Source organism: Sinomonas humi, from assembly GCF_000802235.1.
GTDB classification, from domain to species: Bacteria; Actinomycetota; Actinomycetes; order Actinomycetales; family Micrococcaceae; genus Sinomonas; species Sinomonas humi.
In genome coordinates this window covers 41,216-66,559 of the sequence record NZ_JTDL01000138.1, presented here as the reverse complement: position 1 = coordinate 66,559, position 25,344 = coordinate 41,216, and the positions used below count along the sequence as shown (strand labels likewise).

The window sequence follows — 25,344 nt, the reverse complement described above, 5'->3', positions numbered from 1 at the left end:
GGATGGAGCTGGACGGGACGGGCAATGTCCGGGGCACGGGGGAGTTCGAGGACTACCCGGTCCAGGCCGTGTACCGGGCGATCGGCTACCACGGCTCGGAGCTGGCCGAGCTCGAGTACGACGTGCACCGGGGCGTGATCCCCAACGACGGGGGCCGGGTCCTGGACGCGGAGGGCAACCCCGTGCCCGGGGTGTACACGACGGGGTGGATCAAGCGCGGCCCCGTGGGCCTGATCGGCCATACGAAGGGTGACGCCCTTGAGACGATCGGGTGCCTGCTCGAGGACCGTGACTCGCTCCCCCTGGCGCAGGAGCCCGACGAGCACGCCATCATCGCCCTGCTCGAGGAGCGCGGCGTCGAGTACACGACCTGGGAGGGCTGGAACGAGCTCGACGCCCACGAGCGCTCCCTCGGGGAGAAGTTCACCGCCGAGTCCGCCGAGCGCGGCACCCCCGTGCAACGTGAACGCGTCAAAGTCGTCCCCCGCGAGGAAATGGTGCGGATCTCGCGCAAGAACGCGGGGTAAGCCCTAGGCCGCCCGGTCGTGAGCGCCTGAAAGGCCCGCAAAAAATCGGGATACAAAACGGCGTCATAGAATCGGCTCAGCGAACTCTCACGTCATTGCGACCGTCGAGCCGGAAGGACGTTCCATGACCGCGAGTGCCGACGCCGTGGACACGCTTGCCCCCAGCGACGCACAGCTCATAGCCGAAGTCCGCGCAGGCGCGACCGAGGCGTACGCCCAGCTCTTCGAGCGGCACCATAGTGCCGCCGTCGGACTCGCGCGCCGCTACGCGCGCAATGCGAGCGACGCCGAGGACCTCGCCTCCGAGGGCTTCGCGAACGTGCTGACAGCAATTCAGAGCGGCTCGGGGCCCGACGCCTTCTTCCGCGCATATCTCTTCACCTCTATTGCTCGCCTCGCCGCCCGGGGAAATGCCAAGGCCGCGCGGCAGACGCTGAGCGAGGACATGGAGCGCTACGAGGGCGAGCAGCCCTACGACGATCCGGTGCTCTTGGGCTTCGAGTCGGACGCCGTTGCCGTAGCTTTCCGCACGCTCCCCGAACGTTGGCAGGCCGTGCTCTGGTACACCGAGGTCGACGGAATGCAACCGTCCGCGGTCGCGCCTCTGCTCGGGCTCTCGCCTAACGCCGTCTCGGCCCTCGCGCTGCGCGCGCGGGAGGGCCTTCGCCAGGCTTACCTGCAGGCGCACGTCGCGTCCGAGGCGGTCGACGACGCGTGCGCCCCCTTCGCCGACAAGCTCGGCGCCTACGCGCGGAAGGGCCTGAGCCCGCGGAATGAGAAGAAGGTCCGCGAGCACGTCGAGGGCTGCCCCCAGTGTTCGGCTGCTCTGCTCGAGGTCCAAGACGTCGGCGCCGGCATGCGCGCCATCGTCTTCCCGCTCGTGACCGCGCTGCCGTTTCTCGCTCCGACGGCAGGGAAGATCGTCGGGGGAGGTCTCACGTTCGGCGGGCTCGAGTGGGTGCGGCGCGGGGCCGGCAAAGTTGGGGTGGCCAACCTGGTTCTCGTCGGACTTGCCCTTCTGATGGTGATCGCGGGAGGTTTCGCCGCCGCTTCTCTCGGCTGGGTGCCCCGGGAACCACCTGCCGAGGCTGCGGCACCCACCGCATCGGCGGCATCGACTGATCCCGCGGCGATAGCGCCGTCGTCGGCCTCTCCACCGTCTGGCCCCGGCCGTGCCGAGCCCTCGGGACCCACCTCAAGCCCGGCTGCTGAGCCCGTTCAGGAGCCCGTCGCAGCCCAGCCCCCGCCTCCGGCCTACCCGCTCGCACCCGCGTACCCGCTCGCACCCGCGTACCCGCTCGCACCCGCGTACCCGCTTCCCGTCCTTGTGCCGACCGCGCTCCCGGCACCTCCACGAGCGCCCGTGCCAGTCCCGTCGCGGGCTCCCGCCGTCCCGAAGCTCTCGCTGGCTCCCACCGCAGCGCCTACGGTGGGCCCGACGTCGAGTCCGACCGCGAGCCCGACGCGCGCACCCGCTCTCCCTTACACACTGGCCGGAACGCTGAGCGAGACTTCGGGGGCGACGAGCTCCGACACCGTCCAGCTCAAGGCGAACCCGGCACGGAAGCCGTCCGCGCCGACGGAAGCGGTCGTGACTGTCCGGTACGGCTCCCTTGCCCAGCCCGCGTGGTCGACGCCGTGGTCCTGCTCGCCGTTCCTTGATGCTGCCACCGCTTCGACGACGCTCACCTGCTCAACCCCGTTCGACGGCGGCGCCCAGATCCACGCGCTGACCCTTGACTGGGCGACTTCCACCCCGCCGCCGGTCAGCGGAGACGCCGTGCTCAAGGAGCTCCTCACGAGCACGTTCGTGTCCAACCGCGTAGTGCTCTAAAGCACATTTTTCCCGCGCACGCAAGGCCTAAATTTCGCATACTGAGACGATTTGATCGTCCCATGGAGTGGACTCCTATGGTTAAGGGTTGCTTTGGCCCGGTCGGACTACTCGCCTCCGCGGCCGCCACCACCCGAGACCCAGGAAGACGATGCAGATCCTCCGCACCAAGCCCATCGAGCAGACGCTCGCCGATTCCGACGAGCCCGGGAGGAGGCTCAAGCGTTCCCTCAGCACTTGGGACCTCATGATCATGGGCATCGCGGTAGCGGTCGGGGCAGGCATCTTCTCGGTGGGCGCCAAGGCCGCGGCGAGCTTTGCCGGGCCAGCCGTGACCGTCTCCTTTGCCATCGCCGCGGTCGCGTGTGCTCTGGCCATCATGTGCTACGCCGAGTTCGCCACCGCAATCCCGGTGGCAGGTTCCGCCTACGTCTTCACGTACGCGACCATGGGGGAGCTTCTTGCGTGGATCATCGGTTGGAACCTGATCCTCGAGCTCTTCACGGCCGGAGCCGTCGTCGCCAAGTACTGGGGCCTCTACCTGAGCAAGGTGTTCGCCCTCGCCGGACTCGACGTGCCGGCCAGCGTCCAGCTCGGACCGGTTGAGCTCGTATGGGGGCCGTTCCTCATCGTCGCGATCTTCACGGCCCTGCTCGTGCTGGGGACGAAGCTGTCCGCGCGGGTGGCGAACTTCTTCACGGTCGTCAAGATCGCCGTCGTCCTCTTCGTCATCGTCGTGGGCTTCATGTACGTCAAGGCACAGAACTACAGCCCGTTCGTTCCCGCTGCGGTGCCCTCGCACGCCTCGGGCAGCACGGCCGTCCTCCAGCAGTCCCTCTTCGCGTTCGCGACCGGCTCGGCCCCTGCCCAGTACGGCCTCTTGGGCGTGTTCGGCGGCGCGGCCCTCGTGTTCTTCGCGTTCATCGGCTTCGACGTCGTCGCGACGAGCGCAGAGGAAGTCAAGGACCCGCAGAAGACGCTGCCGCGCGGCATCTTCGCCGGACTTGGCGCCGTGACGCTCCTCTACATCCTCGTCTCTCTCGCCCTCACCGGCATGGTTCCCTACACGACGCTTGCCGCCGCCGACCAGCCGACCCTCACTACCGCTTTCGAAGCCGTAGGCAACACGGGCGCCGCCAAGGTCATTGCCTTCGGCTCGCTCGTGGGCCTCACGACCGTCATCATGGTGCTGCTCATGGGCTTCGCCCGTGTGGTCCTCGCGATGAGCCGCGACGGCCTCCTGCCCCGCGCGCTTTCGGTCACCTCGGAAAAGCGGTCGACGCCGGCACGCCTCCAGATCCTGTGCGGCGCCCTCGTCGCCCTGGTTGCGGGCCTCACCCAGGTCGACGTGCTCGAGGAGATGATCAACATCGGCACGCTCTCGGCGTTCGTCGTCGTGAGCCTTGGGATCATCGTCCTGCGGAGGCGCCGCCCCGACCTCAAGCCTTCGTTCCGGGTTCCGTTCGGCAAGGTCATCCCGATCGTCTCGGCCGTGCTCTGCCTCTACCTCATGACCAACCTCGCGGTCGAGACGTGGATCTACTGGGCGGGCTGGGTCGTGATCGGGCTCATCATCTACTTCTCGTACGGTCGGCGCCACTCGAGGCTCAACGAGCGATTCACCGAGGCGCGGCAGGCGGTTGCGCCTGAGGCCGCGGAACGTGTCACGAGCCGGGAATCCTGAGAAGGCCGCTGTAGGATCTCAAATAAGGGGACACACAGTCGGCAGATCCGATTGCACATTTGTGATCGGTAGCAAGGAATAGTTATGGCAAGACCGCCGCGGCCAGAGCGGAAGACGGAGCTGCTCGAGCAGATTCTCGATTTCCTGCTGGACAAGACCCTTGCCGACCTCACCTTCCGGAGCCTCGCCGACGGGCTCGGCATCAGCAGCTACGTCCTCGTCTATCATTTCGGCAATCGCGAGCAGCTCGTCTCCGAGATCATCCGGGGCATTGAGTCGCGATTCGACAGGCAGCGTCCAGGCGCCGGCCACCTCGGCCTCGACGAGCTCGTGCTCTGGGCCCGCGGCGTGTTCACCCAATCGCTCGAGTACCGCGGCCGGCAGCTCCAGCGCCTCGAGTTCGAGGCCGCCGTTCAGGATGCAGTCGCCGAGCGCCCTCGGGGTAACTCGGTGGCTGGCTACCTCCGCTGGTGCGACTTCCTCTCGTCATGGCTGGAGGAGGAGGGCTGCCCGGCCGACGACGCCGCAGTCCGCGGCCGTACCTTCGTCGCCTCAGCCATGGGCATCGTTTACGACTACGTGATCTGTGGCGACCGCGAGGCTGTCACCGCATCGTTCGAGATGCTTGTCGATGTGTTCGTCCGCCAGCTCGAGGCCACGCGGCCGTCCCTCGAAGGCCGCGCCTAATCCTCGCCTTAACGTCCAATGGTCACGTAACGACGGTTGACACCGTCGTTACGTGACCATTGGACGTTGGGGAGTGGGGAAGTTGGCGCGGGGCCCTCACCTCAGGGGGCGCGGGGCCCTCACCTCAGAGGGCATGGGACCCCGCGCTTGCCTACTTCGTGCTTGCCTTACTTGCCGAGCTCTGCCCGGAGCTTGGCGCCGAGCTCTGCGTCGACGTTCGTCCAGTACTGGATTGCGCGCTCCTTGATGTCAGCGCGCTTCACGCCCCCGATCGCCCCGGCGATGGTGTCGAGGAAGCGGGCGCGTGCGGCGTCGTCGAACACTTCGCGGTAGAGGATGCCCGGCTGCACGAAGTCGCCGTCCTCAGCGTGGAGGGAATGCGCCGCGAGGGTGAGCTCGCCGTCGTTCTCCCAGCCGCCACCCGGGGTGGCGGGCTCGACGGCGGCCGGGCCCCCGAGAGAGTTGGGAGCGTAGACCGGGGTCTCCGGCGAGTTGTAGTAGAAGCGCCCTGGGCCGTCCTGGCTGTAGTTGCGCACCTCGTTCTTCGGCGCGTTGACCGGCAGCTGGGCGTGGTTCGTGCCCACGCGGTAGCGGTGCGCGTCGGCGTAGGAGAAGATGCGCGCCTGCAGCATCTTGTCCGGCGAGGCTGCGATGCCGGGAACGAAGTTCGACGGCGCGAAGGCGGCCTGCTCGATCTGGGCGAAGTAGTTCTCCGGGTTCCGGTTCAGGGTCATCGTGCCGACCTTGATGAGGGGGAAGTCCTTCTTGGACCACGTCTTCGTCAGGTCGAACGGGTTGTACCGGTAGGTCTTGGCCTCCTCGTACGGCATGACCTGCACGAAGAGCTCCCAGCTCGGGAAGTTGCCCTCTTCGATGTTCTCGTAGAGGTCCTGGATGTAGTAGTCGGCATTCTCGCCGGCAATCCGCTGGGCCTCCTCGTTCGTGAGGTTCTCGACGCCCTGGTTGGTGTGGAAGTGGTACTTGACCCAGAAGCGCTCGCCTGAGGCGTTGATCCACTGGTACGTGTGCGAGCCGTAGCCCTGCATGTTGCGCCACGACTTCGGGAGGCCGCGATCGCCCATGAGCCACGTGACCTGATGGGCCGACTCGGGGGAGAGGGTCCAGAAGTCCCACACCATGTCGGCATCGTGCAGGTGACTGCCCGGAAGGCGCTTCTGCGAGTGGATGAAGTCGGGGAACTTGATGCCGTCGCGGATGAAGAAGACGGGCGTGTTGTTGCCGACGAGGTCGTAGTTGCCCTCGGTCGTGTAGAACTTGACGGCGAAGCCGCGGGGGTCGCGCCATGTGTCGGGCGAGCCGTTCTCACCAGCGACGGAGGAGAAGCGGATGAGCATCTCGGTCTCGACGCCCGGCTGGAAGAGCGCGGCCTTCGTGTACTGGGAGACGTCCTCGGTCGTCTTGAAGACGCCGAACGCGCCGCCGCCCTTGGCGTGCACCACACGCTCCGGGACGCGCTCGCGGTTGAACTGTGCGAGCTTCTCGACCAGGTAGTGGTCGGTCAGGATGATCGCGCCATCGGGGCCCAGCGACTGTGCGTGGGCGTCCGAGGTGACAGGGGCGCCGGACTGGGTCGTCGAGTAGTTGACCGTCATGACTCTCCTTCTTTTTTTCCGCGCTTGTGCGCAGTTTGGGTTTAGGTGGCGGGGAGGTTCTGAGGGGGTCCGGACGGCGCGTGCTGCTTCGCAGCGCAGTCCGAGCAGATGCCGACGTAGGTGACGTCGGCGATCATGATCGTCATTCCGTGGGTCTCGCTGGGAGTGAGGCAGGGTGCGTGGCCGACCGCGCACTCAACGTCCTCCACCCGTCCGCACACCGAGCAGATCGCGTGGTGGTGGTTGTCGCCGACCCGCGTCTCGTAGAGCGCAGGGGAGTGCGGGGGCTCGAAGCGGCGCAGCATGCCGAGATCCGTGAGGTCGCCGAGGACGACGTAGACGGACTGAGGCGTGATCTCGGGAAGGTCTTCGCGGGCGATCGCGAGGATCGCGTCGGCCGAGGAATGCGGATGGCGCTCGACGGCGTCGAGCACCGCGAGGCGCTGGCGCGTGACGCGCCGTCCGTGCTCGCGGAGGGCCGTAGACCAAGCTGGCACAGAGGGCTGATGCCCGTTGCCGTGCGTGCGTTCCATGAGCCCATTGAAGCATTTATTTTGAGCAACTCACAATAAGGTGAGCCTCACCTGAGCCCGATAGAGGCTGGGCTTGACAGGAGGCGGTGCAAGTGTGACAGCTTCTGCACAGGAGCCGTGGCTACGCTGGCGGCGATGGGACCTTGCGTCCCTCCTTGGAAGGAGTAATCCGTGGATGCAGCGACGGGGACGACGACGGCGCCCCGTGAGGCGCTTGCCGTCGCCGGCGGCGTCGTGCTCGACTGGGCCTACGCGCTCTGGAGGCAGGTTGCCTCCATCGCCCAAGGGCGCGTCACGACGACGACGGTCCACCCTCCCGCGGGTGCGCCCGGCGGAGCGTCCGGCAACGAGTCATCGGCACGCGGGGCGAAGGACGACGTCGTCCTCATCCCGGGAATCTACGAACCCGCGGGCTTCATGGACCCGCTTCGCCGTTGGCTCCAGGAACGGGGGCACCGCGTCGTCGTCCTGCCGGAGCTCGGGTACAACCGGCGGACCATTCCGGCGACCGCCGAGGTTGCCGCCGCCCGGCTCCGCGAGCTCGGGGTGAGGGACGCTGTCGTCATCGCCCACAGCAAGGGCGGCCTGGTCGGGAAGCTTCTCATGACCGCCTACACCCATGAGGGTCTCGTGGCCCGGATGCTCGCGATCGGCACCCCGTTCGAGGGGGCACGCTATTCGAGGTTCGCGCCGACCAGGCCCCTCCGCTCGTTCTATCCGGGCCATCCGGTGCTCGGCTCGCTCGCGAAGAACCTCGTGGTGAACGCGCGCATCGTCTCGGTCGGTGCACGGTTCGATCCGCTTGTGGGGCGCTCGACTCGGCTCGAAGGCGGCCACAATATCGTGCTCCCCGTCATTGGACACTTCTGGATCCTCGCCAGTCCGGAGCTCAGGGCCGTCGTCGACGACTTCCTCCAAGACGAAGTTGGCGGTTCCGGGGAGCAAGCAGGCTGAGTTGTTCGTTGAAGGGGCAGGAGGTTACTGTGCACAACCATCACAACGGGCTCAAGACCGCCGTGCTGTTCGGCGTCCTGTGGGCCGTGCTCCTCGGCATCGGGGGGCTCATCGGTGCGGGCACCCGCAGCGCCGCGCCGATCTGGCTGTTCGCGGCCATCGGCGTCGCGACTACCGCATACAGCTATTGGAACAGCGACAAGATCGCGCTCCGCTCCATGCAGGCCTACCCTGTCAGTGAAGCGGAGGCTCCGGGGCTCTACCAGATTGTCCGCGAGCTCTCGCAGCGGGCCAACCAGCCCATGCCGCGGATCTACATCTCGCCCACCCAGGCGCCCAACGCGTTCGCGACCGGACGCAACCCACAGCACGCCGCCGTCTGCTGCACCGAGGGCATCCTCCAGATGCTCGACGCGCGGGAGCTGCGAGGCGTGCTCGGGCACGAGCTCATGCACGTCTACAACCGTGACATCCTCACGTCGTCGATCGCCGCGGCTGTGGCCGGTGTCATCACCTCGGTCGCGCAGTTCGCGATGTTCTTCGGCGGTGGGGACAGCCGCAATCGCAACGCGAACCCGTTTGCCCTCCTCGCGCTGGCCCTGCTCGCCCCGTTTGCGGCGAGCATGATCCAGCTCGCGATCTCGCGCACGCGCGAATACGACGCCGACGAGGACGGTTCCCGCCTCACGGGCGACCCGCTCGGCCTTGCATCCGCGCTCAGCAAGATCGAGGGCGGCGTGCGACAGTACCCGCTCCCGAAGGACCAGTCCCTCGTCAACACATCGCACCTCATGATCGCGAACCCGTTCAAGCGGGGCGGCGGCGTGGCCAACATGTTCTCGACCCACCCGCCGATGAAGGACCGCATCAACCGCCTCGAGACCATGGCCGGTCGCCTCGAGCGCTGATCCTGGGGCCGGAAGACTTTGCGGCGCAGGTCTTTCGGGAGGCTAAGCTTCTTCGGTGCAGAGTCTGCTGGCCGATGTGACCCCCCTGCGGGAGAGCCTGGACTTCCGCCGCATGTGGACCGGGCAGCTCCTGAGCATCCTTGGCAGCCAGCTCACCCTTACGGCGGTGAGCCTTCAGGTCTATGACCTCACGCGCTCGAGCTTCGACGTGGGTCTGCTCGGACTTGTCGCGCTCGTCCCACTGATCGCCGCAGGTCTGTATGGCGGGGCGATTGTGGATGCGCACGATCGCAGGATCGTCGCGATCGCCTCGTCCGCGCTCCTGTGGGGAACGAGCGCCCTCATCGCGCTGCAGGCGTGGCTGCACGTAGGGAGCGTGGCGCTCATCTACGTGCTCGTCGCGCTCCAAGCCCTCGGCTCGGGCATCAACATGCCCGCGCGGAGCAGCATCATCGCCCGGCTCATCCGGCCCGAGCTCCTCGTCGCGGCCAACTCCCTCAACATGATCACGTTCGGCCTTGGTGGCGCGGTCGGGCCGCTCCTGGCCGGCGCTCTCGTCGCGAGCGTGGGGTACGGCTGGACCTACACGCTCGACGTGCTCAGCTTCACGGTCGCCATGTGGGCGCTGTTCCGTCTTCCGTCGCTCCCGCCCGAGGGTGAGGTGCGGCGCGCGGGACTGCGATCGGTCGCGGAAGGCTTCAAGTTCCTCGGCACCCGCCCGAACATCCGCATGACGTTCTTGATCGACCTCTGCGCGATGGTCTTCGCCATGCCGCGCTCGCTCCTGCCCGCCGTCGCGGCCGTCTCGATCGGCGGCGGCGCCGCGACAGCGGGAGCTCTGCTCGGCGGCATCGCGGCCGGCACCTTCCTCGGCGGCCTGTTCTCCGGCCCCGTCGGCAGGCTGCGCTGGCAGGGCCGCGGCGTCCAACTGGCCGTCATCGGGTGGGGCGCGAGCATCCTCGCTTTTGGGCTTGTGGTCCTCGGCGCCGGTCGAAGCTCGCCGGGGGCGGCCACGTGGTGGCTCCTTCCCGCGCTCGTGTGCATGGTGGCCGCGGGCGCAGCGGACTCCGTGAGTTCCTCGCTGCGCTCCACCATCCTTTTGGCGGCGACGCCGGACTCGATGCGGGGACGCCTCCAAGGAGTGTTCACGGTCGTCGTCGCCGGTGGGCCCCGTCTCGGCGACGTGTTCGCCGGAGGCATGGGAAGCTGGCTCGGGGAGGGGCTCGCCGTCGTCGTCGGTGCGCTCGTGTGCATCGCGCTCGTGGGCGTGCTCCGCCTCGCGCAGCCGAAGTTCGCGCACTACGACGCACTGAACCCGACCCCGTGAGTTCCCGCGCTAGCCTGCCGGGAGCTGCGCCGTGAAGTCCACGACTGCGGCTGCGAGCACGTCCGCTGCGGCGTCGTGGGTTTGGCCTTCGAGCGTGTCGAAGACGGATCCCCGAATCGCCTCGGCTGTCGCCCTCGCACCGTCCTGCAGCATCTTCGGGCTGGCCCCGCCGGCCAGGACGAGTGCCGGGACGCTGATCGCGCCGAAGACGTCGGCGGGGATGGAGCCGCCGAGGGCGGCGTCGTCGTATGCGAGGGTAGGGGCGAGACGCACGCCCTGCGGCCAGTACGGCGAGTGCCGCATCCCCGCGATCGCCTCCTCGGGCAGGCCGACTCGTTGGAGGAACAGGGCGAACGCACCGTCTTGGTCGCCCGCCTCGAGGCGGTCTTTGAGCGCGGCCGTGTAAGCCGTGGCTGCGGCGAGGCCCTGTTCGTCAGTCGGGTACGGCGGCTCCCACATGACGAGTGCGCGAACGGGCAGCTTCTCGGCCGCGCGCGCCGCGAGCGCAGCGCCTGAGGAGAGCCCGACGAGGATCGCGGCGCCCCCGACCACGTCGAGGAGGGCGCTGATGTCCTCGATCTCGCGGTCGACGGCGAACGGGAGTGTGTCGGTGCTCTCACCGCGGCCGCGCCGATCGTAGTTGACGACGTCGAAGCGTTCGGCGAGCGCGTTGGCGAGGGCCGCGTCGGCCTGACGGTCGCACGAGGCGCCGGAGACGAGAATGAGCGGATCGCCTGCGCCGAGCCGGTCGAAGGCGATGACTGTTCCATCGTGTGAGGTCACGGTTTCCATGGGGATCACGCTAGGACGCGCAGGGGCGATGAGGAAATGCTTGCGCACGGCGGCTCGCAATGAAAAGCTGCATCCGGGATCTGGATTTATGGTCTTTGACAACCGAGTTTTGGGGGGAATAGTGCGGGTCAGGGGAGCTTCGTACTTGCTGGGTTTCACGTCGGCCGCGCTCGCGGTTGCCTTGGCAGGGTGCGGGGGAACGCAGGCTTCGACAGCCGGGGGAGCGTCGTCGTTCGCACCGTCGTCGGGCGCGGCCTCCGTAGCCAGCTCGCCGAGCAGCTCTCCGTCCGCGAGCGCCACACCGGTGATCAGCGCCTCGGCGACGCCGACGACGGCGGAGGCGCCGTCGTCGTCCGCCCCGGCCTACGCTGGGGCCACGTTGGGCGGGACGGAAGCTGTGGCGAGCGGGGCGATCCTGCCCGACCGGGCTGCGACGCCCGGCGCGACGAACCCCTCAGTGTCGCAAGGCGACATCGCGAGCACCATCTGCGTTTCGGGATGGACGACGACGGTTCGTCCGCCGTCCTCGTACACCTCCCAGCTCAAGCTCGACCAGCTGCGGGCCGGGTACGCCTACCAGGGCGACCTCAACCCGGCCGACTACGAGGAGGATCACCTCATCCCGCTCGAGTTGGGCGGCGCGCCCTCGGACGTGCACAACCTCTGGCCCGAACCGTCGACTGCCTCGACCGGTGGGTCCAAGGCCAAGGACGATCTCGAGAACAAGCTCCATACGCTGGTCTGCTCGGGCCAGCTCGCGCTGGCAACCGCGCAACAGGCCATCGCCACCGACTGGTGGGACGCGTACGAGACCTATGTCGCCGCGGCGGCTCCGGCGCCGGCCCCCGCTGCTCCCGCGCCAGCGGCGCCTGCGCCTGCTCCGGTGGCGCCTGCGCCTGCTCCGGTGGCGCCTGCGCCTGCTCCGGTGGCGCCTGCGCCTGCTCCGGTGGCGCCTGCGCCAGCCGGCGCAACCGCCAAGTGCAACGACGGAACCCTCTCGTACTCCGCGACCCACAGCGGGACGTGCTCGCATCACGGAGGCGTCGCGGTCTGGTACAAGTAGGCGGGCGTCCGCGTAAGGGCCTGCGGCCTTGCCGCTGAGCGCCGTCGCTCCGCCCGTACAACGCACGAGGCCCCGGACTGAAGTCCGGGGCCTCACCCATGCGAAGGGCAGTTCTGGCGACGCTCCCGCTACAGGGCCCCCGGTCCTGAGGCCCTCGCACCGCACCGGGTGCGCCGCTTTGAAAAAGCTATCTAGCGAGACTGTGCTACAGCTATGTCGCGGCAGTGAAGCCGCCCTCAGAATGGAACGAGGCCGAACTGCTAGCATCCGAGCTACCATTCGACAGCGCTATGAGTTATCCCAAGCATGAGGTATCCAAAGCGCCGGCAGGCAAGGGGGAGAAGTGGGCCTCATCTATCGCAAGCGCTTCACGCTTGGGAGGAACACAAGCGTGAACGTCTCGAAGTCGGGCGTCTCGGTCAGCGAGCGCGTGGGCCCTGTGACGTTCAACAGTCGCCGAGGCGTCACGCTGAGGCTCGCACCCGGCCTTACTTGGCGGATGGGCAAGCGCCGCTGAGGACGCCGTTCGGCGTCATGGTTCCGTCGGCCTGATTTGTCGTCGGTTCCTGGATTCGACGGCAGCGGTGAGCTTCGCTACCTGCTCGGTGAGCGAGCGGATCTGGTCCTCGAGCGGATCATCCATGGCCTCGACCGCTTCTTCGATCGCTTCCGCGGTCTTCGCCGCTGCTTCCTTCGAGACGTTCTCGACGAGCCACGAGGCGATGGAAGCGGTGACGACGCCGAGGACGGCAATTCCTGAGAGCATCAACCCCGCTGCGGCGAAGCGGCCCACGGGGGTCACGGGGTAGCGGTCGCCGTACCCCACCGTCGTTATCGTCGTGAGCGCCCACCAGAGCGCGTCGCCGAACGATCGGATGTTCGCCTGGGGGTCATTCTGTTCGGCGTCTAGGACGGCGAGCCAACCGCAGTACACGAGCACGGCCGCCGAGCCCAGAACGAATGTGAGCAGGCGTCCGCGCAACGCGGCCCCCGCCCGGTTCTGGAACACCTTGAGGAAGACCACGAGGCGCAGCAATCTCAAGGGCCGCAAGGCCGGCAACGCCAGGATCACCAATTCGTAGGAGTTCCGTAGGAACCAACGGCGTCTGTTCGATGCGAGCCAGAGCCTCGCCGCAAAGTCGAGGACGAACATGGCCCAGGCAATCCAGATGACGTCGTCCGCCCAGAGGCCGGCAGAACCGCGAAGGTCGCCGATCACCTGCACGGAATAGGCGGCGAGAAGCAGGAGGGCGGCGGCGACCATGGGCCATTCGGAGATCCGCTGCCATCGTTCGAGAGTCATGCTGCAGACGGTAATCCCGCTTTGCTGACTCGTGCTCGTGGGGCCGGGCGTGCAAGAGGACCGCAGCCGTATGGCCGCGGTCCTCTTGCCCTGCGAATTCCGTGAGAAGTCTTCGGATCAGCGGAAGTTGACGAACTGCAGGTCCGCTTCTTCGAAGCCCTTGAGGAGGGCGATCGTGGCCTGCAGGTCGTCGCGTGACTTCGACGAGACGCGCAGTTCGTCGCCCTGGATCTGGGCCTTGACGCTCTTCGGGGCCTCGTCCCGGATGAGCTTGGAGATCTTCTTCGCGTGCTCCTGGGAGATGCCCTCCTTGATCGAGGCCTCGATGCGGTACTCCTTGCCCGAGGCGAACGGCTCGCCTGCGTCGAGGGACTTGAGGGAGATGCCCCGCTTGACGAGCTTCGACTGGAACACGTCGAGGACTGCCTTCACCCGCTCTTCCGAGTTGGCCTTCATGAGGATCTTCTCGCCGCTGTGGTCGATATCCGCTCCGACTCCTTTGAAGTCGTAGCGCTGCGCGATCTCCTTTTGCGACTGGTTGAGCGCGTTGGCGACCTCCTGCTTGTCGACCTTGCTCACGACGTCGAATGTCGAATCAGCCATTGCTGCCTCCTGCACGTGGCGCGCCGCTTCGCGCGGCGGATCGGGTTGTCTGCGCCCAGCCTAGTTGCTCCCTGTGCGAGGGCGCTCGCGGTCACAGTTCACTCTTAGCCGAAGTCCAGCGGGAGCGGATGTTCGCACGAGAACGTTGAGTGGACGGAAGATCCGGAAGGAGCAAATCGTGGCACGGAAGTCCAACTCGGAACCCGCAGCGAGGCGTTCCGCAGTCCGCGTTGTTGCGGACGGTGTCGCAGCGGCTGCGGGCGGCGTCGTCGCGGCGACCGTTGCGGCTGGCATCGTCATGTCTCCCGCTCAGGCACCGGAGGCACGTCTGGGTGGGATCCACCAGGACCTTCAGCGGGCGGTAGCGCTCCACCAGATCACGGCCGAGCAGGCCGCTCTCTTCGAGGTCAAGCTGCAGCGAGAGATCCTGGGCAGCACGGCCGACGACGGCTCCGTAGCCTGACACCCGCGCCTGACGGCGCCGATTCGACTGAGGCCACGATGTTCTGTAAGGTTGTCTTGCTCGCTCAGCGGAATGTGGCTCCGGCCAGTTCTGACGCGTTCTCGGCAGATTACCCGAGCGGCCAAAGGGGGCTGACTGTAAATCAGCTGGCATTGCCTACGGGGGTTCGAATCCCTCATCTGCCACCCACCGAAACCCCGGTCTGCGGACTGGGGTTTCGTCGTATCCGATTGGGCTCGGTTCTGGTGGGGCCCGGGGGATCGAAGCCCCGGACAAAGGCGCCGGTTGCCGGAAAGAGTGCCGGTCCCCCTTGCAGGCGCCGGTTTCAACCCCCGCCGTTCCGGTTAACCCCCTTCCCGAAGGCAGAGGCCGGGACTCCGTCAGAGACGTGAAGTCCGTCTCAACCTCTTGAATTTAGGCTCCCTAACATTTAGGCTTCCTAACTATGAAGGAAAAGGAGCTCGCGGACCTCGCCGATCGCTTCCGCGGGATGCTGCGCCTCGCTGTGTTCGTCTCGCGTCGTCTCGACGGCGACCTTGAGCTCTCCACGACCCAAGTAAGCATCCTCACCATGTGTGGTGGGGATGGGTTGCGGATGGGCGTCATCGCGGAGAATCTCGGCGTCAGGGTCCCCTCCGCCACGGAACAGGTCAGCCGCCTCGAGCGGGCCGGCCTCCTCGAAAGGCGCGCTGACCCCAGGGACGCGCGCGCCGTCGTCGTCCGCCGGACCGACGCCGGTGACCGAGCCGCGGCCGACGCCAACCGACGCCGGACCGCCCGCATGGTCGATGTCCTCGAAACCCTCGAACCCGCCGAACTCGAGGCCCTCCGCACGGCCCTGCCCGTCATGGACAAGATCAACGAGCGGCTTCACACTATCTCGAACCCCAAGGAGCACATCGAATGACTGCCGAGTCAGCAGTCCACACTTCTGGAAAGACCTCAAGCGCGGAAACCACCCTCGAGGCCGAAAAGGCCTCGTTCTTCCGCCAGCCGAAGGCCGTCTGGGCGACGGCCATCGCGGCCGTCTTCGCATTCATGGGCATCGGTCTGGTGGACCCGATCCTCCCGTCCATTGCGGTGAACCTGAAGGCGACCCCGAGCGAGGTGTCGCTCCTCTTCACGAGCTACTTCCTCGTCACGGCTGTCGCGATGCTTGTGACGGGCTTCGTCTCGTCGCGCATTGGTGGGAAGAAGACGCTCCTCATCGGCCTGGCCCTCATCGTCGTCTTCGCCTCGCTCTCCGGCACGAGCAATTCGGTCTGGCAGCTCGTCGGCTTCCGCGCCGGCTGGGGTCTCGGCAACGCATTGTTCGTGGCGACGGCGCTTGCGGTGATCGTCAGCGTCGCGACCGGCGGGACATCGACGGCGATCATCCTCTACGAAGCCGCCCTCGGCCTCGGCATCTCGCTCGGCCCGCTCGCCGGGGCCCTGCTCGGCGGCTGGAAGTGGCGCGCTCCGTTCTTCGGCACCGCGACGCTCATGGCAATCGCCTTCATCGCCCTCATCGTGATGCTCCCCAAGACGCCCGCCCCAGCCCAGAAGACGCGACTCAGCGCGCCGATTCGGGCGCTCGCCCACCCGGGCCTGCGCACGACGGCGGGCAGCGCCTTCTTCTACAACTTCGGCTTCTTCACCGTGCTGGCCTTCGTGCCGTTCATCCTCGGCATGAGCGCCTACGGGATCGGTGCAGTGTTCTTCGGGTGGGGCGTTGCCCTCGCCCTGTGCTCAGTGTTCGTGGCCCCGCAGCTTCAGGCGCGCTTCGGTGACGTCAAGGTCCTCACAGGCACCCTCGCAGGCCTTGCGCTGGACCTCGCAGGAATCGGCATCGCCGCTGCTGTCCACTCGGTGCCGGGCATCGTCGTTCTCGTGATCGTCGCGGGCGCCCTGCTCGGGGTCAACAACACCGTCTACACCGAACTCGCCATGGGCGTCTCCGACTCGCCTCGCCCCGTCGCGAGTGCGGGTTACAACTTCGTCCGCTGGATGGGCGGCGCGCTTGCACCGTATGTCGCGACGAAGCTGGGCGAAACCTTCGGTGCCCCGATCCCGTTCTTCGTGGCCGCCGTGGCCCTCGTGATCGCCATCGGGATCGCCCTCGCGGGGCGGGCCTACCTCTCCGAGCATGAGCCGGCGGCCGTTTGAGGCTGCGGGTCGGGGGAATGTTCCTCCGGAACGGGTCGTTGATTCCTTAGACGACCGCAATCGTGAGGAGAGCGTCAATGGCCACCAAGAACATCACAGGCGAAGATTTCGCTGACACCATCGAGAAGAACGACATCGTTCTCGTCGACTTCTGGGCCTCGTGGTGCGGGCCCTGCCGCCAGTTCGCCCCGACGTACGAGGCCGCCTCGGAGAAGCACCAGGATGTCGTGTTCGCCAAGGTCGACACCGAGGCCGAACAAGTCCTCGCCGCTCAGGCCAACATCACGTCGATCCCGACTCTCATGGCCTTCCGTGAGAAGGTCCTCGTGTTCTCGCAGCCGGGAGCGCTTCCGCCCGAGGCGCTCGAGCAGGTCATCACAGCGGTCAAGGGCCTCGACATGGAGGACGTCCACCGCAAGGTCGCTGAGGCTCAGGCAGCCCGCGGCGAGAACTGAAGCCCTCCGACGCCACGGCGCCGTTCCCCTTCGGGGAGCGGCGCCGTCGTCGTTCTCCGGTGCCTTCGGGGCTGTCAGGCACTTCCCGCCTCGGGGCCATTCCCGGCCGGGCACGCGCTTGCTAGCCTGCTGGCAGCCGCAGCTGGCGGTGCCGCGATCGAGGAGGATCAGAAGCCATGCTGTCATCCACCGCCGGAGAGACCGACGTGCCCCTGCTCGAGGAGACCATAGGGGAGAACTTCGCCAGGATCGTAGAGCGCTTCGGGGACCGCGAGGCGCTCGTCGAGGCGGCGGCCGATGGCGACCCGGCTGCCGCTCGGCGCTGGACCTTCCGGGAGCTCGACCACGACATCGACCGGACGGCCCGCGGGCTTCTAGCTGCCGGTGTATCTGCGGGTGACCGGATCGGGATCTGGAGCCCGAACTGCGCGGAATGGACAATCCTCCAGTACGCGATCGCGAAGATCGGAGCGATCCTGGTCAATGTCAACCCCGCGTACCGGACCCACGAACTTGTCTTCGTCGTAAAGCAGAACGGTATGCGAATGCTCGTGGTCGCGCCGTCCGACCGCACGAGCGACTACGTCGCGATGGCCCGCGGGGCGCTCGCCCAATGCCCGGAGCTGCGCGAACTCGTGTTCCTCCCGGCCCCGACGAACGCGGGAGATGCGGCCTTCACCGCCGGGGAGCCAGAGTCAGGTGACGAGTCGACGTGGGAGGCCCTTGCGGCGCGCGCCGAGGAGGTCCCTGCCTCAATCGAGGAGCGAGCAGCGGCCCTCAGCCCCGACGATCCCATCAACATCCAATACACCTCCGGCACCACGGGGTTCCCGAAGGGCGCGACCCTGACGCACCGGAACATCCTCAACAACGGCTTCTCGATTGGAGAGCTGCTCGGGTACACGGAGGAGGACCGGATCGTCATCCCCGTGCCCTTCTACCACTGCTTCGGCATGGTCATCGGGAACCTCAACGCGTTCTCGCACGGCTGTGCCACCATCCTGCCCGGCCGAGGCTTCAATCCCGCCGCCACGCTCAAGGCAGTGCAGGACTTCGCCGGAACTTCGCTGTACGGGGTGCCGACCATGTTCATCGCGGAGCTCGCGTTGCCCGACTTCGACTCGTATCGTCTGGACACCCTCCGAACCGGGGTCATGGCGGGGTCCACCTGCCCGATCGAAGTCATGAAGCGAGTCATCTCCGACATGCATATGGAGGACGTGGCCATTTGCTACGGCATGACCGAAACGTCGCCGGTATCTACAATGACCCGACTCGGCGACTCCATTGCGCACCGGACCGAGACGGTGGGACGGACCATGCCGCACCTCGAGAGCAAGATCATCGATCCGGGCGGGGATCTCGTGGAACGGGGCGAGATCGGGGAGCTCTGCACGCGGGGCTACGCCGTCATGGCGGGATACTGGGACCAGCCGGACAAGACGGCAGAGGCCATCGACACCGAGGGCTGGATGCACACAGGAGACCTCGCACGCATGGACGACGACGGGTACATCGTGATCGAGGGCCGTATCAAAGACCTCGTGATCCGGGGCGGCGAGAACATCTACCCTCGCGAGATCGAGGAATTCCTCTACGAGCACCCGAGCATCCAGGACGTGCAGGTGATCGGAGTCCCCGACGAGAAGTATGGCGAGGAGCTCATGGCCTGCATCATCTTGAAGCCTGGAGCTGAGCCGCTTGACGCCGACGCCGTCGCGGAATTCTGCCGGGGGCGCCTCGCGCACTACAAGATTCCCCGATACATCGACCTCCGCTCGAGCTTCCCCATGACCGTCTCCGGCAAGGTCCGGAAGGTCGAGATGCGTGACGAGGCCATCGAGCGGCTGGGCCTCGCAGGCTGACAGCGCCGCGCTCCGGCCCGTTTCTGGGCTAGGGTTTCGCCGTGTCGCGCGCGGCGCGCCGAGTTCCGAGTGATTGAGGAAACACAACCGGGCGGGAAGGAGCCGCGGCGCCCTTATACGGGTGAAGGCGAGCTACGCGAGCGAGGCGAGAAGCGCCGCCGGCACGATCATGAGGGGCACGAGCACCGTGCCAGCAGCCGCATAGCCCCACCACGAGATCTTGACGCCGAGCCGCCGCAGCTGCTCGTGCCAGATGAGCGTCGCGAGCGAGGCCCACGGCGTGATGAGGGGCCCCGCGTTGACGCCGACGAGCAGCGCTGCCAGCCTTGCGGGGGCTCCCGCTGCCTGCTCGAGCGCGAGATAGGCGGGCAGGTTGTTGACAACGTTGGCCACGGCCGCGCCTGCGGCCGAGACCCTGACGAGGTCGAACGGGCCATTGCCCGTCCCCAGCAGCCCGGACGCGAACTCTCTCGCCCCGACGTGTTGGAGCGCCTCCATGACCACGAAGAGGCCCGCCGCGAACACGATGAGCTGCCACGGAACGAGTGCCCAACGGAGCGCCCTCGGGCGCCGAACACCGAAAGCCGCTACGAGCACGGCCGCCGCTCCACTGGCCGGAATCCACACCGGGATCCCCGACACAAGCGCAGGCAGCAGGGCAGCGAGCACGCCAGCACCGATCCACAGCAGCACCTGGTCCGCTGACACGGGGTGGCTCGACCTTGGTTGGTTGGACTCAGGCTGGCTCGGCGGTGGATCAGCTGCCGAGGGGTCGTCAGCGACGACCGGAACCGCCTGTTTCAGCTCGTACCGCACCAGCAAGTCCTTGCCGAAGAGGACGACGATAGCTCCGAGCGGCACGAGCGCGCACCACACCGCGGGCAGGGCCATCCGGCCTGCGAAGGACGCGGGGGAAATGTCCCCGAACGTGTGCAGCGCCAGCAGGTTCGTCAGGTTGGAGACAGGCAGGAGCAGCGAGGCGGTGTTCGCGAGCCACACCGTCGTGAGGGCGAACGGGAGCGGCGGGAGCCCGCAGCGGCGCGCGAGGACAACCACGATTGGCGTGAGCAGGACAGCAGTAGTGTCGAGCGAAAGGAAGATGGTCGCGGCGAGCGAGAGTCCCGCGACCAGGATCCACAGGTAGAAGGCCCGGCCGCGTCCCCAGCGCCGGAAGTGCCGTGCGATCCATTCGAACAGGCCGGAGGCGTTGAGCAGCTCTGTGACGACGGTGATCGCCACGACGAAGGCGAGAATTGGGACGACGCGGTCAGCCAGTGCTCCCAGCGCCGGCCACGGCAGGAGCCCTGTGGCCACCGCGATGGCCCCGAGAATGAGCAGGGCGGCTCCAGTGATGGCCAGGGGCATCAGTGCGCCCGATGGTCTTGAATGGTCAGCTTCGGCCCGAACCGTGGGGCGCGCACTCCCGAGAGCAGGAGCAGTCGCACGATTCGCTGCCGCTGGCCGCGCCATGGCTCGAGGAGACGGAGCATCCCCGCATCGTCGGTCCGCTGCCCCGTCAGGGCGTGGCCGACGAATTTGGCGAGGTGGAAGTCGCCCACCGAAATGGAGTCTGGGTCGGCATGCGTCCGCTGCGTGACCTCCGCGGCCGTCCAGACCCCGATGCCCGGGATCGTCTGCAGCGCTGTCGTGGCCTCGGCTGCGGGTTTTGCGGCTAGTCGCTCGAGGCCCGACGCCGAGCGCAGCGTGCGCATGACCGTCGCCGAGCGCTGGGGCCCGACGCCCGCGCGATGCCATTCCCACGACGGCACACGGAGCCACTCAGCCACGGTCGGAGCGAGCACAAGGCTCGCGGGCGCAACCCGGCCGGCGCCCGGCGCAGGCGAACCGAACCGGCGCAGTAGATAGCGGTAGGCGCGCCGAGCCTCGAACGTCGTTACCTTCTGCTCGAGGATGGTCGGCACGAGCGCATCGATCACCCTTCCGGTCGCGGGGAGCCGCAGTCCGGGATTCCGCCGTCGTGCCTCCCGCACGAGGGGCGGCAGCGACGCGAGGAACCCTTCGCCGTCGAACGCCTCCCACGAATCCGTGAGCCCCAGGAGCGCTGGCACTGAGGCGATGGCCGACGCCGCCCCCTCGCCCCACGCACGCGCGCGCACCTCACCCGGGGCTTGGGTGAGGAGTACGGATGCGGGGCCATGCGGCGTGCGGAAGGCCGTCCAGAGTCCGCCGGGATGGGCAGCAAATGTCGGGTCGCCGTCGCCGCGTTGCAGAGGGAAGCACGTCGCTGCGAGCGAATAGTGCTCGGGCGCCTCCCACTCGTCCCCTGCGTCACCGAAGCCGGTTCGGGGGAGCGGGGCCGCGAGTGTCACCGGAGCATCATGTCACGGTCCCCGGCGGCGCTTCCGACACCTCGCCGATCCGACCGTTGACGGCCCGATGGGACCCGCTGAGAATCGCGGTGTCGGCTATGAGCCGACTCGGGGAGGGCGGGCAGAGAAGACAGGAAGGCGCCACCATGTCTGGAAAAGTTGTGCACTTCGAGATCCCCGCGGACGATTCGGCCCGCGCGAAGACGTTCTACACCGAGGCCTTCGGCTGGAACATCATGCCGGTTCCCGAGATGGACTACACGATGGTCGGAACCACACCTTCGGACGAATCGGGTTCGCCACTCGAGCCAGGCAGCATCAACGGAGGCATGTACACCCGGAATGAGCAGTTCCCCCGGACTCCCGTGATCACCGTTGACGTCGAGGACATCGACACGGCGTTGGCGAAGGTCGAGTCGCTTGGCGGCAAGACCGTCGTGCCCAAGATGCCCGTGGGCCAGATGGGCTTCGCGGCTTATTTCGAGGACTCCGAGGGCAACGTGCTGGGGCTGTGGGAGGCCGGCCGTCCGCCAGCTGGACAGTGAAGGGCTGTCGATTAAATCAGGCGGTCAGTCGATCAACCGGCGGTCATGTCACAACCGGCGGTCATGTCAGCGGAAGTTGCGGGATGACGTCTTCGCGGAAAGCCTGAGCGGCTCGAGGCGGTCCGCGACCAGATTGGTCACGCCCTCCTTCGAGCGCTCGAGGATTCCGCGCACCACCATGGCCCCGGCCCCCTGAGCTACGCGGCGGTATCGCGTCCACACGCCCCGACTGCAGACCACGTTGAGGATCCCCGTCTCGTCCTCGAGGTTCATGAACGTGATGCCTTGAGCGGTCCCCGGACGCTGGCGGTGCGTCACGACACCGGCGGCCTCGATGCGGCTCCCCGGCTCCGCACGCCGTAGCTGGTCGATCCGAAGCACGCCTCGGGCGTCGAGCCCAGCCCGCGCGTGCCGAACGGGGTGATCGTCCGGGGCGACCCCGGTGGCCCAGAGGTCGCTAGCGACGGCTTCCTCGGGGCCGAGCTCGGGCAGGAGGGGCGGCTGCACGAACGGCTGGCTCCCGGGCAGCTGCCCAGGCCGTTCGAGCGCCGCAGCTCCCGACCGCCAGAGGGCCTCGCGCCGCGTGAGGCCGAGCACCTCGAATGCTCCCGCGGAGGAGAGGGCTTCGAGTTGCTCTGACGAGACACCGACTCGCCGAGAGAGCTCAGCCAGGTCTCCGTACGGGCCGTTCGCCACACGCTCTGCGACGATCCGCTCGGCGAGGTCCTTTCCGATTCCAGTGACGCTCGAGAGGCCCATCCGCACCGCGCACGAGGCATCACGCCGGTGCTCCGCGCTGCGGTCTGGGGCTTCCGGATCGAACGGCCCCGGCTCCGGTTGGTCGAACTCGAGGCACGAGCCCATACCCTGATGAGGCTCCGGCTCCTCGAGCGGCTCGAGGCACGCCTCCGCCTGCGAGCGGAGGATGCACGGGCGCAGCACCGTGACCCCGTGCCGCCGGGCGTCGGCGACGAGGGTCTGTGGCGAGTAGAACCCCATGGGCTGGGCCCGCAGGAGCGCGGCGAGAAAGGCCCCGGGATAGTGGAGCTTGAGCCATGAACTCGCATAGACGAGAACCGCGAAGCTGATCGAGTGCGATTCCGCGAAGCCGAAATCGGCGAACGCTGCGATCTGGGTGTAGATCGCCTTGGACTCCTCAGGCGAGAGGCCGTTGGCGGCCATGCCCGCGAACAGCTTGTCGTGGAGGCTCCCGATCCGCTCGACGCCGCGCTTTGATCCCATGGCACGGCGCAGGAGGTCGGCATCCTCGGCCGTGCAGTTGCCGATCGCCATAGCCATCTGCATGAGCTGCTCTTGGAAGAGCGGCACTCCCAGTGTCCGCTCGAGGACGGGCACGAGCAGGGGATGCGGGTAGGTGACATCCTCCTCGCCCGCCCGTCGACGGATGTACGGATGGACGGCCCCGCCCTGAATGGGCCCCGGCCGGATGAGCGCGATCTCGACGACGAGGTCGTAGAAGCGCCGCGGCCGGAGCCGGGGAAGAGTGCTCATCTGAGCCCGCGACTCCACTTGGAACACGCCCACCGAATCAGCCCGGCACAGCATGTCGTAGACCGCTGGTTCCTCCTTGGGGATGTCCTCGATCCGCCAGCGCTCGCCGAAGTGCTCATCGACGAGGTCGAAGCAGTACTGCAACGCCGCGAGCATTCCGAGTCCCAGCAGATCGAACTTGACGAGTCCCATCCATTCGCAGTCGTCCTTGTCCCACTGCAGAACTGTGCGGCCCTCCATCCGTGCATGCTCGATGGGGACGACCTCGCCCACAGGCCGTTCGGTGAGCACCATCCCGCCCGAATGGATGCCCAAATGGCGTGGGGCGCCCAGCAGCTGCTCGGCGAGCGCCAGAACACGCGGGGGGATGCCGTCGTCGTCTGAACCGCGCTCGCCGTGCTCGCTTTCGGGGCGGCGCGCCTCGGAGAGCGCGTCCCAGCGCTCGAGTCGCTTGGACCATGCGTCCTGCTGCCCTTGGCTGTACCCGAGAGCCTTGGCGACGTCCCGAACAGCGTTCTTGGGGCGGTAGCTCACGACGTTCGCGACCTGCGCGGCGTTGGCCCGTCCGTACTTTTCGTAGGCGTGCTGGATCACTTCTTCGCGCCGGTCGGAATCGAAGTCGACGTCGATGTCCGGCTCCTCCTCTCGGAGGCTCGAGAGGAACCGTTCGAATGGGAGGCGGTAGCGGATGCTGTCGACGGCGGTGATGCCGAGCAGGTAGCACACGGCCGAGTTGGCGGCCGAGCCCCTGCCCTGGCACAGGATGCCGCGACTCCGTGCGAACTGGACGAGCTCGTGCACGATGAGGAAGTAGCCGGGAAAGTCCTTCCGCTCGATCACGTCGAGCTCCTGCTCCACGCGACGTCTCACGTCCTCGACCGGGGCGGGCCCCCGCCAATCCACTCCCGGCGTGCCGTACCGATCCACGAGCCCGCGCTCGACGAGCACCCGGAGGTAGGTCATGGGCGTGTGCCCCTCCGGGACCTCTTGCTTCGGGAGCTTGGGGCGGGCGGAGCGCAGTGGGAACGCGAGCTCGTCGGCGAAACGCACTGTGTTCTCGAGGGCGCCCGGATAGCGGGAGAACTTCCGGGCCATCTCGGCCCCGCTGCGCAGGTGCGCGCCGTCGCTCGCGGGGAGCCAGCCGTCCGCCTCGTCGAGGCTTCGCCGCGCTCGGACAGCAGCGACGGCGGTTGCGAGGGGATGGCGGGCAGGGTCTGCATAGTGAACCGCGTTGGTAGCCACGAGCGGTAGCGCGAGCCGGGCCGCGATGGCCGCAAGGGCGTCGTTGTGGGCGCTGTCGAGAGGATTGCCGTGGTCGAAGAGCTCGACCGACACCCCGTCCTCGCCGAAGAGGCGCACGAGGCGCCGCATTTCGCGCTCGGCGGCCAGCTCGCCGTCGTTCGCCAGCGCCTGCCGGACCGCACCTTTGCGGCAGCCGGTGAGGACGAGCACATGGCCGCGGAGACGCTCGGCGAGGTCCTCGAGCCGGTACACGGGGCGGCCCTTCTCCGCTCCCTCCGCGAGCTGTGCTGCGGTGATGGCGCCGGCCAGGCGATGGTAGCCCTCCTCACCCCGGGCAAGGACCACGAGGTGCTCGCCCTCCGGGTCGGGCACCCCGTTCTGCGGTGCGGACAACGCGAGCGAGAGCTCGGCGCCGAACACCGTCTTGAGGCCGTAAGCCTCCGCGGCTTCGGCGAGCCGCACGACCCCGTAGAAGCCGTCATGGTCCGTGATCGCCAAGGCGTGCAGGCCAAGCTTCACGGCCTCTTCCACGAGTTCCTCCGGAGAGGAGACGCCGTCGAGGAAGCTGTAATGCGAGTGGGCGTGCAGCTCGGCGTAGGGGACGTGCGGGAGGGCGAAGCACGACGGCGGCGTCCCGGCTTCCCGTCTCGAGTCACCCTGGGCAGCGCTTGTCTGGGCAGCGTCTGCTTGGGCAGCGTGCGCCTGAGCAGCGCTTGTCTGGGCAGCGCTTGTGAGCTGCGGCAGGGGGATATACGGCCCGCGCTTGCGCGACCACGCGGGGCTGTCGCCGCCGTCGTGCTGTTCGGGTGCTCGTCCGGCTCCGGTGCGGTCGAGGTGGACCTCTTTGCCGACCAGAATGTCGTGGAGGTCCTGCCACCGTATGGACGGATTGTTGAAGCCCATTCGTTCCTCCTCTCTGAACGCCAAGGCCGTATTCGAACGCCGGGCCGTCCCTGAAC

The 25,344-nt window shown here is 67.5% G+C and carries 22 protein-coding genes, 1 tRNA gene and 1 pseudogene; 16 read left to right on the top strand and 8 right to left on the bottom strand.

The annotated features are described in order from the left end of the window. The 4 genes and pseudogenes from LK10_RS22340 to LK10_RS14640 form a co-directional block, all read left to right on the top strand. Positions 1-527, top strand: a pseudogene (locus LK10_RS22340) (pyridine nucleotide-disulfide oxidoreductase); the annotation flags it as partial. Between the two features lie 124 nt (positions 528-651). Continuing rightward, positions 652-2,361 carry a sigma-70 family RNA polymerase sigma factor gene (locus tag LK10_RS20970; protein ID WP_052207394.1) on the top strand — a complete coding sequence of 570 codons (1,710 nt, stop codon included), beginning with the start codon at positions 652-654 and terminating at the stop codon, positions 2,359-2,361. A 151-nt stretch (positions 2,362-2,512) separates the two neighbouring features. After that, positions 2,513-4,045: an APC family permease gene (locus LK10_RS14645; protein ID WP_043125130.1), complete on the top strand. Its 1,533-nt coding sequence runs from the start codon at positions 2,513-2,515 to the stop codon at positions 4,043-4,045. An 84-nt stretch (positions 4,046-4,129) separates the two neighbouring features. Continuing rightward, positions 4,130-4,732, top strand: a complete 603-nt coding sequence (locus LK10_RS14640; RefSeq protein ID WP_043125128.1) for a TetR/AcrR family transcriptional regulator — start codon at positions 4,130-4,132, stop codon at positions 4,730-4,732. Positions 4,733-4,899: 167 nt separating this feature from the next. Here the strand turns inward: LK10_RS14640 and LK10_RS14635 are convergent, their stop codons facing one another. After that, positions 4,900-6,345 (bottom strand): catalase, encoded by a 1,446-nt coding sequence (locus tag LK10_RS14635; RefSeq protein WP_052207393.1) that lies wholly within the window; start codon positions 6,343-6,345, stop codon positions 4,900-4,902. Between the two features lie 41 nt (positions 6,346-6,386). Continuing rightward, on the bottom strand, positions 6,387-6,878 hold the full coding sequence (locus tag LK10_RS14630; protein WP_052207392.1) for a Fur family transcriptional regulator: 492 nt from the start codon (positions 6,876-6,878) through the stop codon (positions 6,387-6,389). 171 nt (positions 6,879-7,049) lie between these two features. Here LK10_RS14630 and LK10_RS14625 point away from each other — a divergent pair, with 171 nt between their 5' ends. The 3 genes from LK10_RS14625 to LK10_RS14615 are packed head-to-tail and all read left to right on the top strand — an operon-like array spanning position 7,050 to position 10,067. Continuing rightward, the gene (locus LK10_RS14625; protein ID WP_052207391.1) at positions 7,050-7,832 is read left to right on the top strand and encodes an esterase/lipase family protein; all 783 of its coding nucleotides are present in this window, start codon (positions 7,050-7,052) and stop codon (positions 7,830-7,832) included. A 29-nt stretch (positions 7,833-7,861) separates the two neighbouring features. Beyond that, the gene (gene htpX / locus LK10_RS14620; RefSeq protein WP_043125125.1) at positions 7,862-8,740 is read left to right on the top strand and encodes a zinc metalloprotease HtpX; all 879 of its coding nucleotides are present in this window, start codon (positions 7,862-7,864) and stop codon (positions 8,738-8,740) included. A gap of 55 nt (positions 8,741-8,795) precedes the next feature. Further along, positions 8,796-10,067: an MFS transporter gene (locus LK10_RS14615; RefSeq protein WP_043125123.1), complete on the top strand. Its 1,272-nt coding sequence runs from the start codon at positions 8,796-8,798 to the stop codon at positions 10,065-10,067. Positions 10,068-10,076: 9 nt separating this feature from the next. Here the strand turns inward: LK10_RS14615 and LK10_RS14610 are convergent, their stop codons facing one another. After that, the gene (locus tag LK10_RS14610; RefSeq protein WP_043125167.1) at positions 10,077-10,859 is read right to left on the bottom strand and encodes an alpha/beta fold hydrolase; all 783 of its coding nucleotides are present in this window, start codon (positions 10,857-10,859) and stop codon (positions 10,077-10,079) included. A gap of 145 nt (positions 10,860-11,004) precedes the next feature. On the opposite strand from LK10_RS14610, the gene LK10_RS22675 reads away from it, so the two are divergent. Together LK10_RS22675 and LK10_RS21480 are read left to right on the top strand one after the other, a co-directional pair. Next, complete coding sequence (locus LK10_RS22675) at positions 11,005-11,922, top strand: DUF3761 domain-containing protein (protein WP_231567786.1); 918 nt, start codon at positions 11,005-11,007, stop codon at positions 11,920-11,922. A gap of 343 nt (positions 11,923-12,265) precedes the next feature. Next, complete coding sequence (locus tag LK10_RS21480; protein WP_081998571.1) at positions 12,266-12,439, top strand: DUF4236 domain-containing protein; 174 nt, start codon at positions 12,266-12,268, stop codon at positions 12,437-12,439. A 15-nt stretch (positions 12,440-12,454) separates the two neighbouring features. Here the strand turns inward: LK10_RS21480 and LK10_RS14600 are convergent, their stop codons facing one another. Together LK10_RS14600 and LK10_RS14595 are read right to left on the bottom strand one after the other, a co-directional pair. Then, entirely contained in the window at positions 12,455-13,225 is a 771-nt protein-coding gene (locus tag LK10_RS14600) for a potassium channel family protein (protein WP_043125121.1), read from the bottom strand. Between the two features lie 117 nt (positions 13,226-13,342). Then, complete coding sequence (locus tag LK10_RS14595) at positions 13,343-13,828, bottom strand: YajQ family cyclic di-GMP-binding protein (RefSeq protein WP_043125118.1); 486 nt, start codon at positions 13,826-13,828, stop codon at positions 13,343-13,345. A 178-nt stretch (positions 13,829-14,006) separates the two neighbouring features. Between LK10_RS14595 and LK10_RS14590 the strand changes: the two genes are divergently transcribed. The 6 genes from LK10_RS14590 to LK10_RS14565 all read left to right on the top strand — a co-directional run bounded on the left by LK10_RS14590 (position 14,007) and on the right by LK10_RS14565 (position 18,756). After that, the gene (locus LK10_RS14590; protein ID WP_052207390.1) at positions 14,007-14,291 is read left to right on the top strand and encodes a hypothetical protein; all 285 of its coding nucleotides are present in this window, start codon (positions 14,007-14,009) and stop codon (positions 14,289-14,291) included. Between the two features lie 103 nt (positions 14,292-14,394). After that, a tRNA-Tyr gene (locus LK10_RS14585) sits at positions 14,395-14,476 on the top strand. Between the two features lie 260 nt (positions 14,477-14,736). Further along, positions 14,737-15,198 (top strand): MarR family winged helix-turn-helix transcriptional regulator, encoded by a 462-nt coding sequence (locus LK10_RS14580; RefSeq protein WP_043125116.1) that lies wholly within the window; start codon positions 14,737-14,739, stop codon positions 15,196-15,198. Further along, entirely contained in the window at positions 15,195-16,436 is a 1,242-nt protein-coding gene (locus tag LK10_RS14575; protein WP_043125113.1) for an MFS transporter, read from the top strand. Before LK10_RS14580 ends, LK10_RS14575 begins: the two co-directional genes overlap by 4 nt. A gap of 77 nt (positions 16,437-16,513) precedes the next feature. Further along, positions 16,514-16,891, top strand: coding sequence for a thioredoxin (trxA, locus tag LK10_RS14570; RefSeq protein ID WP_043125111.1), 378 nt, complete (start codon positions 16,514-16,516; stop codon positions 16,889-16,891). 176 nt (positions 16,892-17,067) lie between these two features. Further along, positions 17,068-18,756 (top strand): AMP-binding protein, encoded by a 1,689-nt coding sequence (locus LK10_RS14565; RefSeq protein WP_043125108.1) that lies wholly within the window; start codon positions 17,068-17,070, stop codon positions 18,754-18,756. 132 nt (positions 18,757-18,888) lie between these two features. On the opposite strand, the gene LK10_RS14560 is transcribed toward LK10_RS14565, so the two are convergent. Then, positions 18,889-20,121 (bottom strand): ArsB/NhaD family transporter, encoded by a 1,233-nt coding sequence (locus tag LK10_RS14560; RefSeq protein ID WP_043125106.1) that lies wholly within the window; start codon positions 20,119-20,121, stop codon positions 18,889-18,891. After that, positions 20,121-21,086, bottom strand: a complete 966-nt coding sequence (locus tag LK10_RS14555; RefSeq protein WP_408021462.1) for a DNA-3-methyladenine glycosylase family protein — start codon at positions 21,084-21,086, stop codon at positions 20,121-20,123. The genes LK10_RS14560 and LK10_RS14555 overlap by 1 nt, the downstream gene beginning before the upstream one ends. 146 nt (positions 21,087-21,232) lie before the next feature. On the opposite strand from LK10_RS14555, the gene LK10_RS14550 reads away from it, so the two are divergent. Next, positions 21,233-21,631, top strand: a complete 399-nt coding sequence (locus LK10_RS14550; protein WP_043125102.1) for a VOC family protein — start codon at positions 21,233-21,235, stop codon at positions 21,629-21,631. A gap of 66 nt (positions 21,632-21,697) precedes the next feature. On the opposite strand, the gene LK10_RS14545 is transcribed toward LK10_RS14550, so the two are convergent. Further along, positions 21,698-25,288 (bottom strand): error-prone DNA polymerase, encoded by a 3,591-nt coding sequence (locus LK10_RS14545; RefSeq protein WP_043125099.1) that lies wholly within the window; start codon positions 25,286-25,288, stop codon positions 21,698-21,700. Positions 25,289-25,344: the final 56 nt, after the last annotated feature.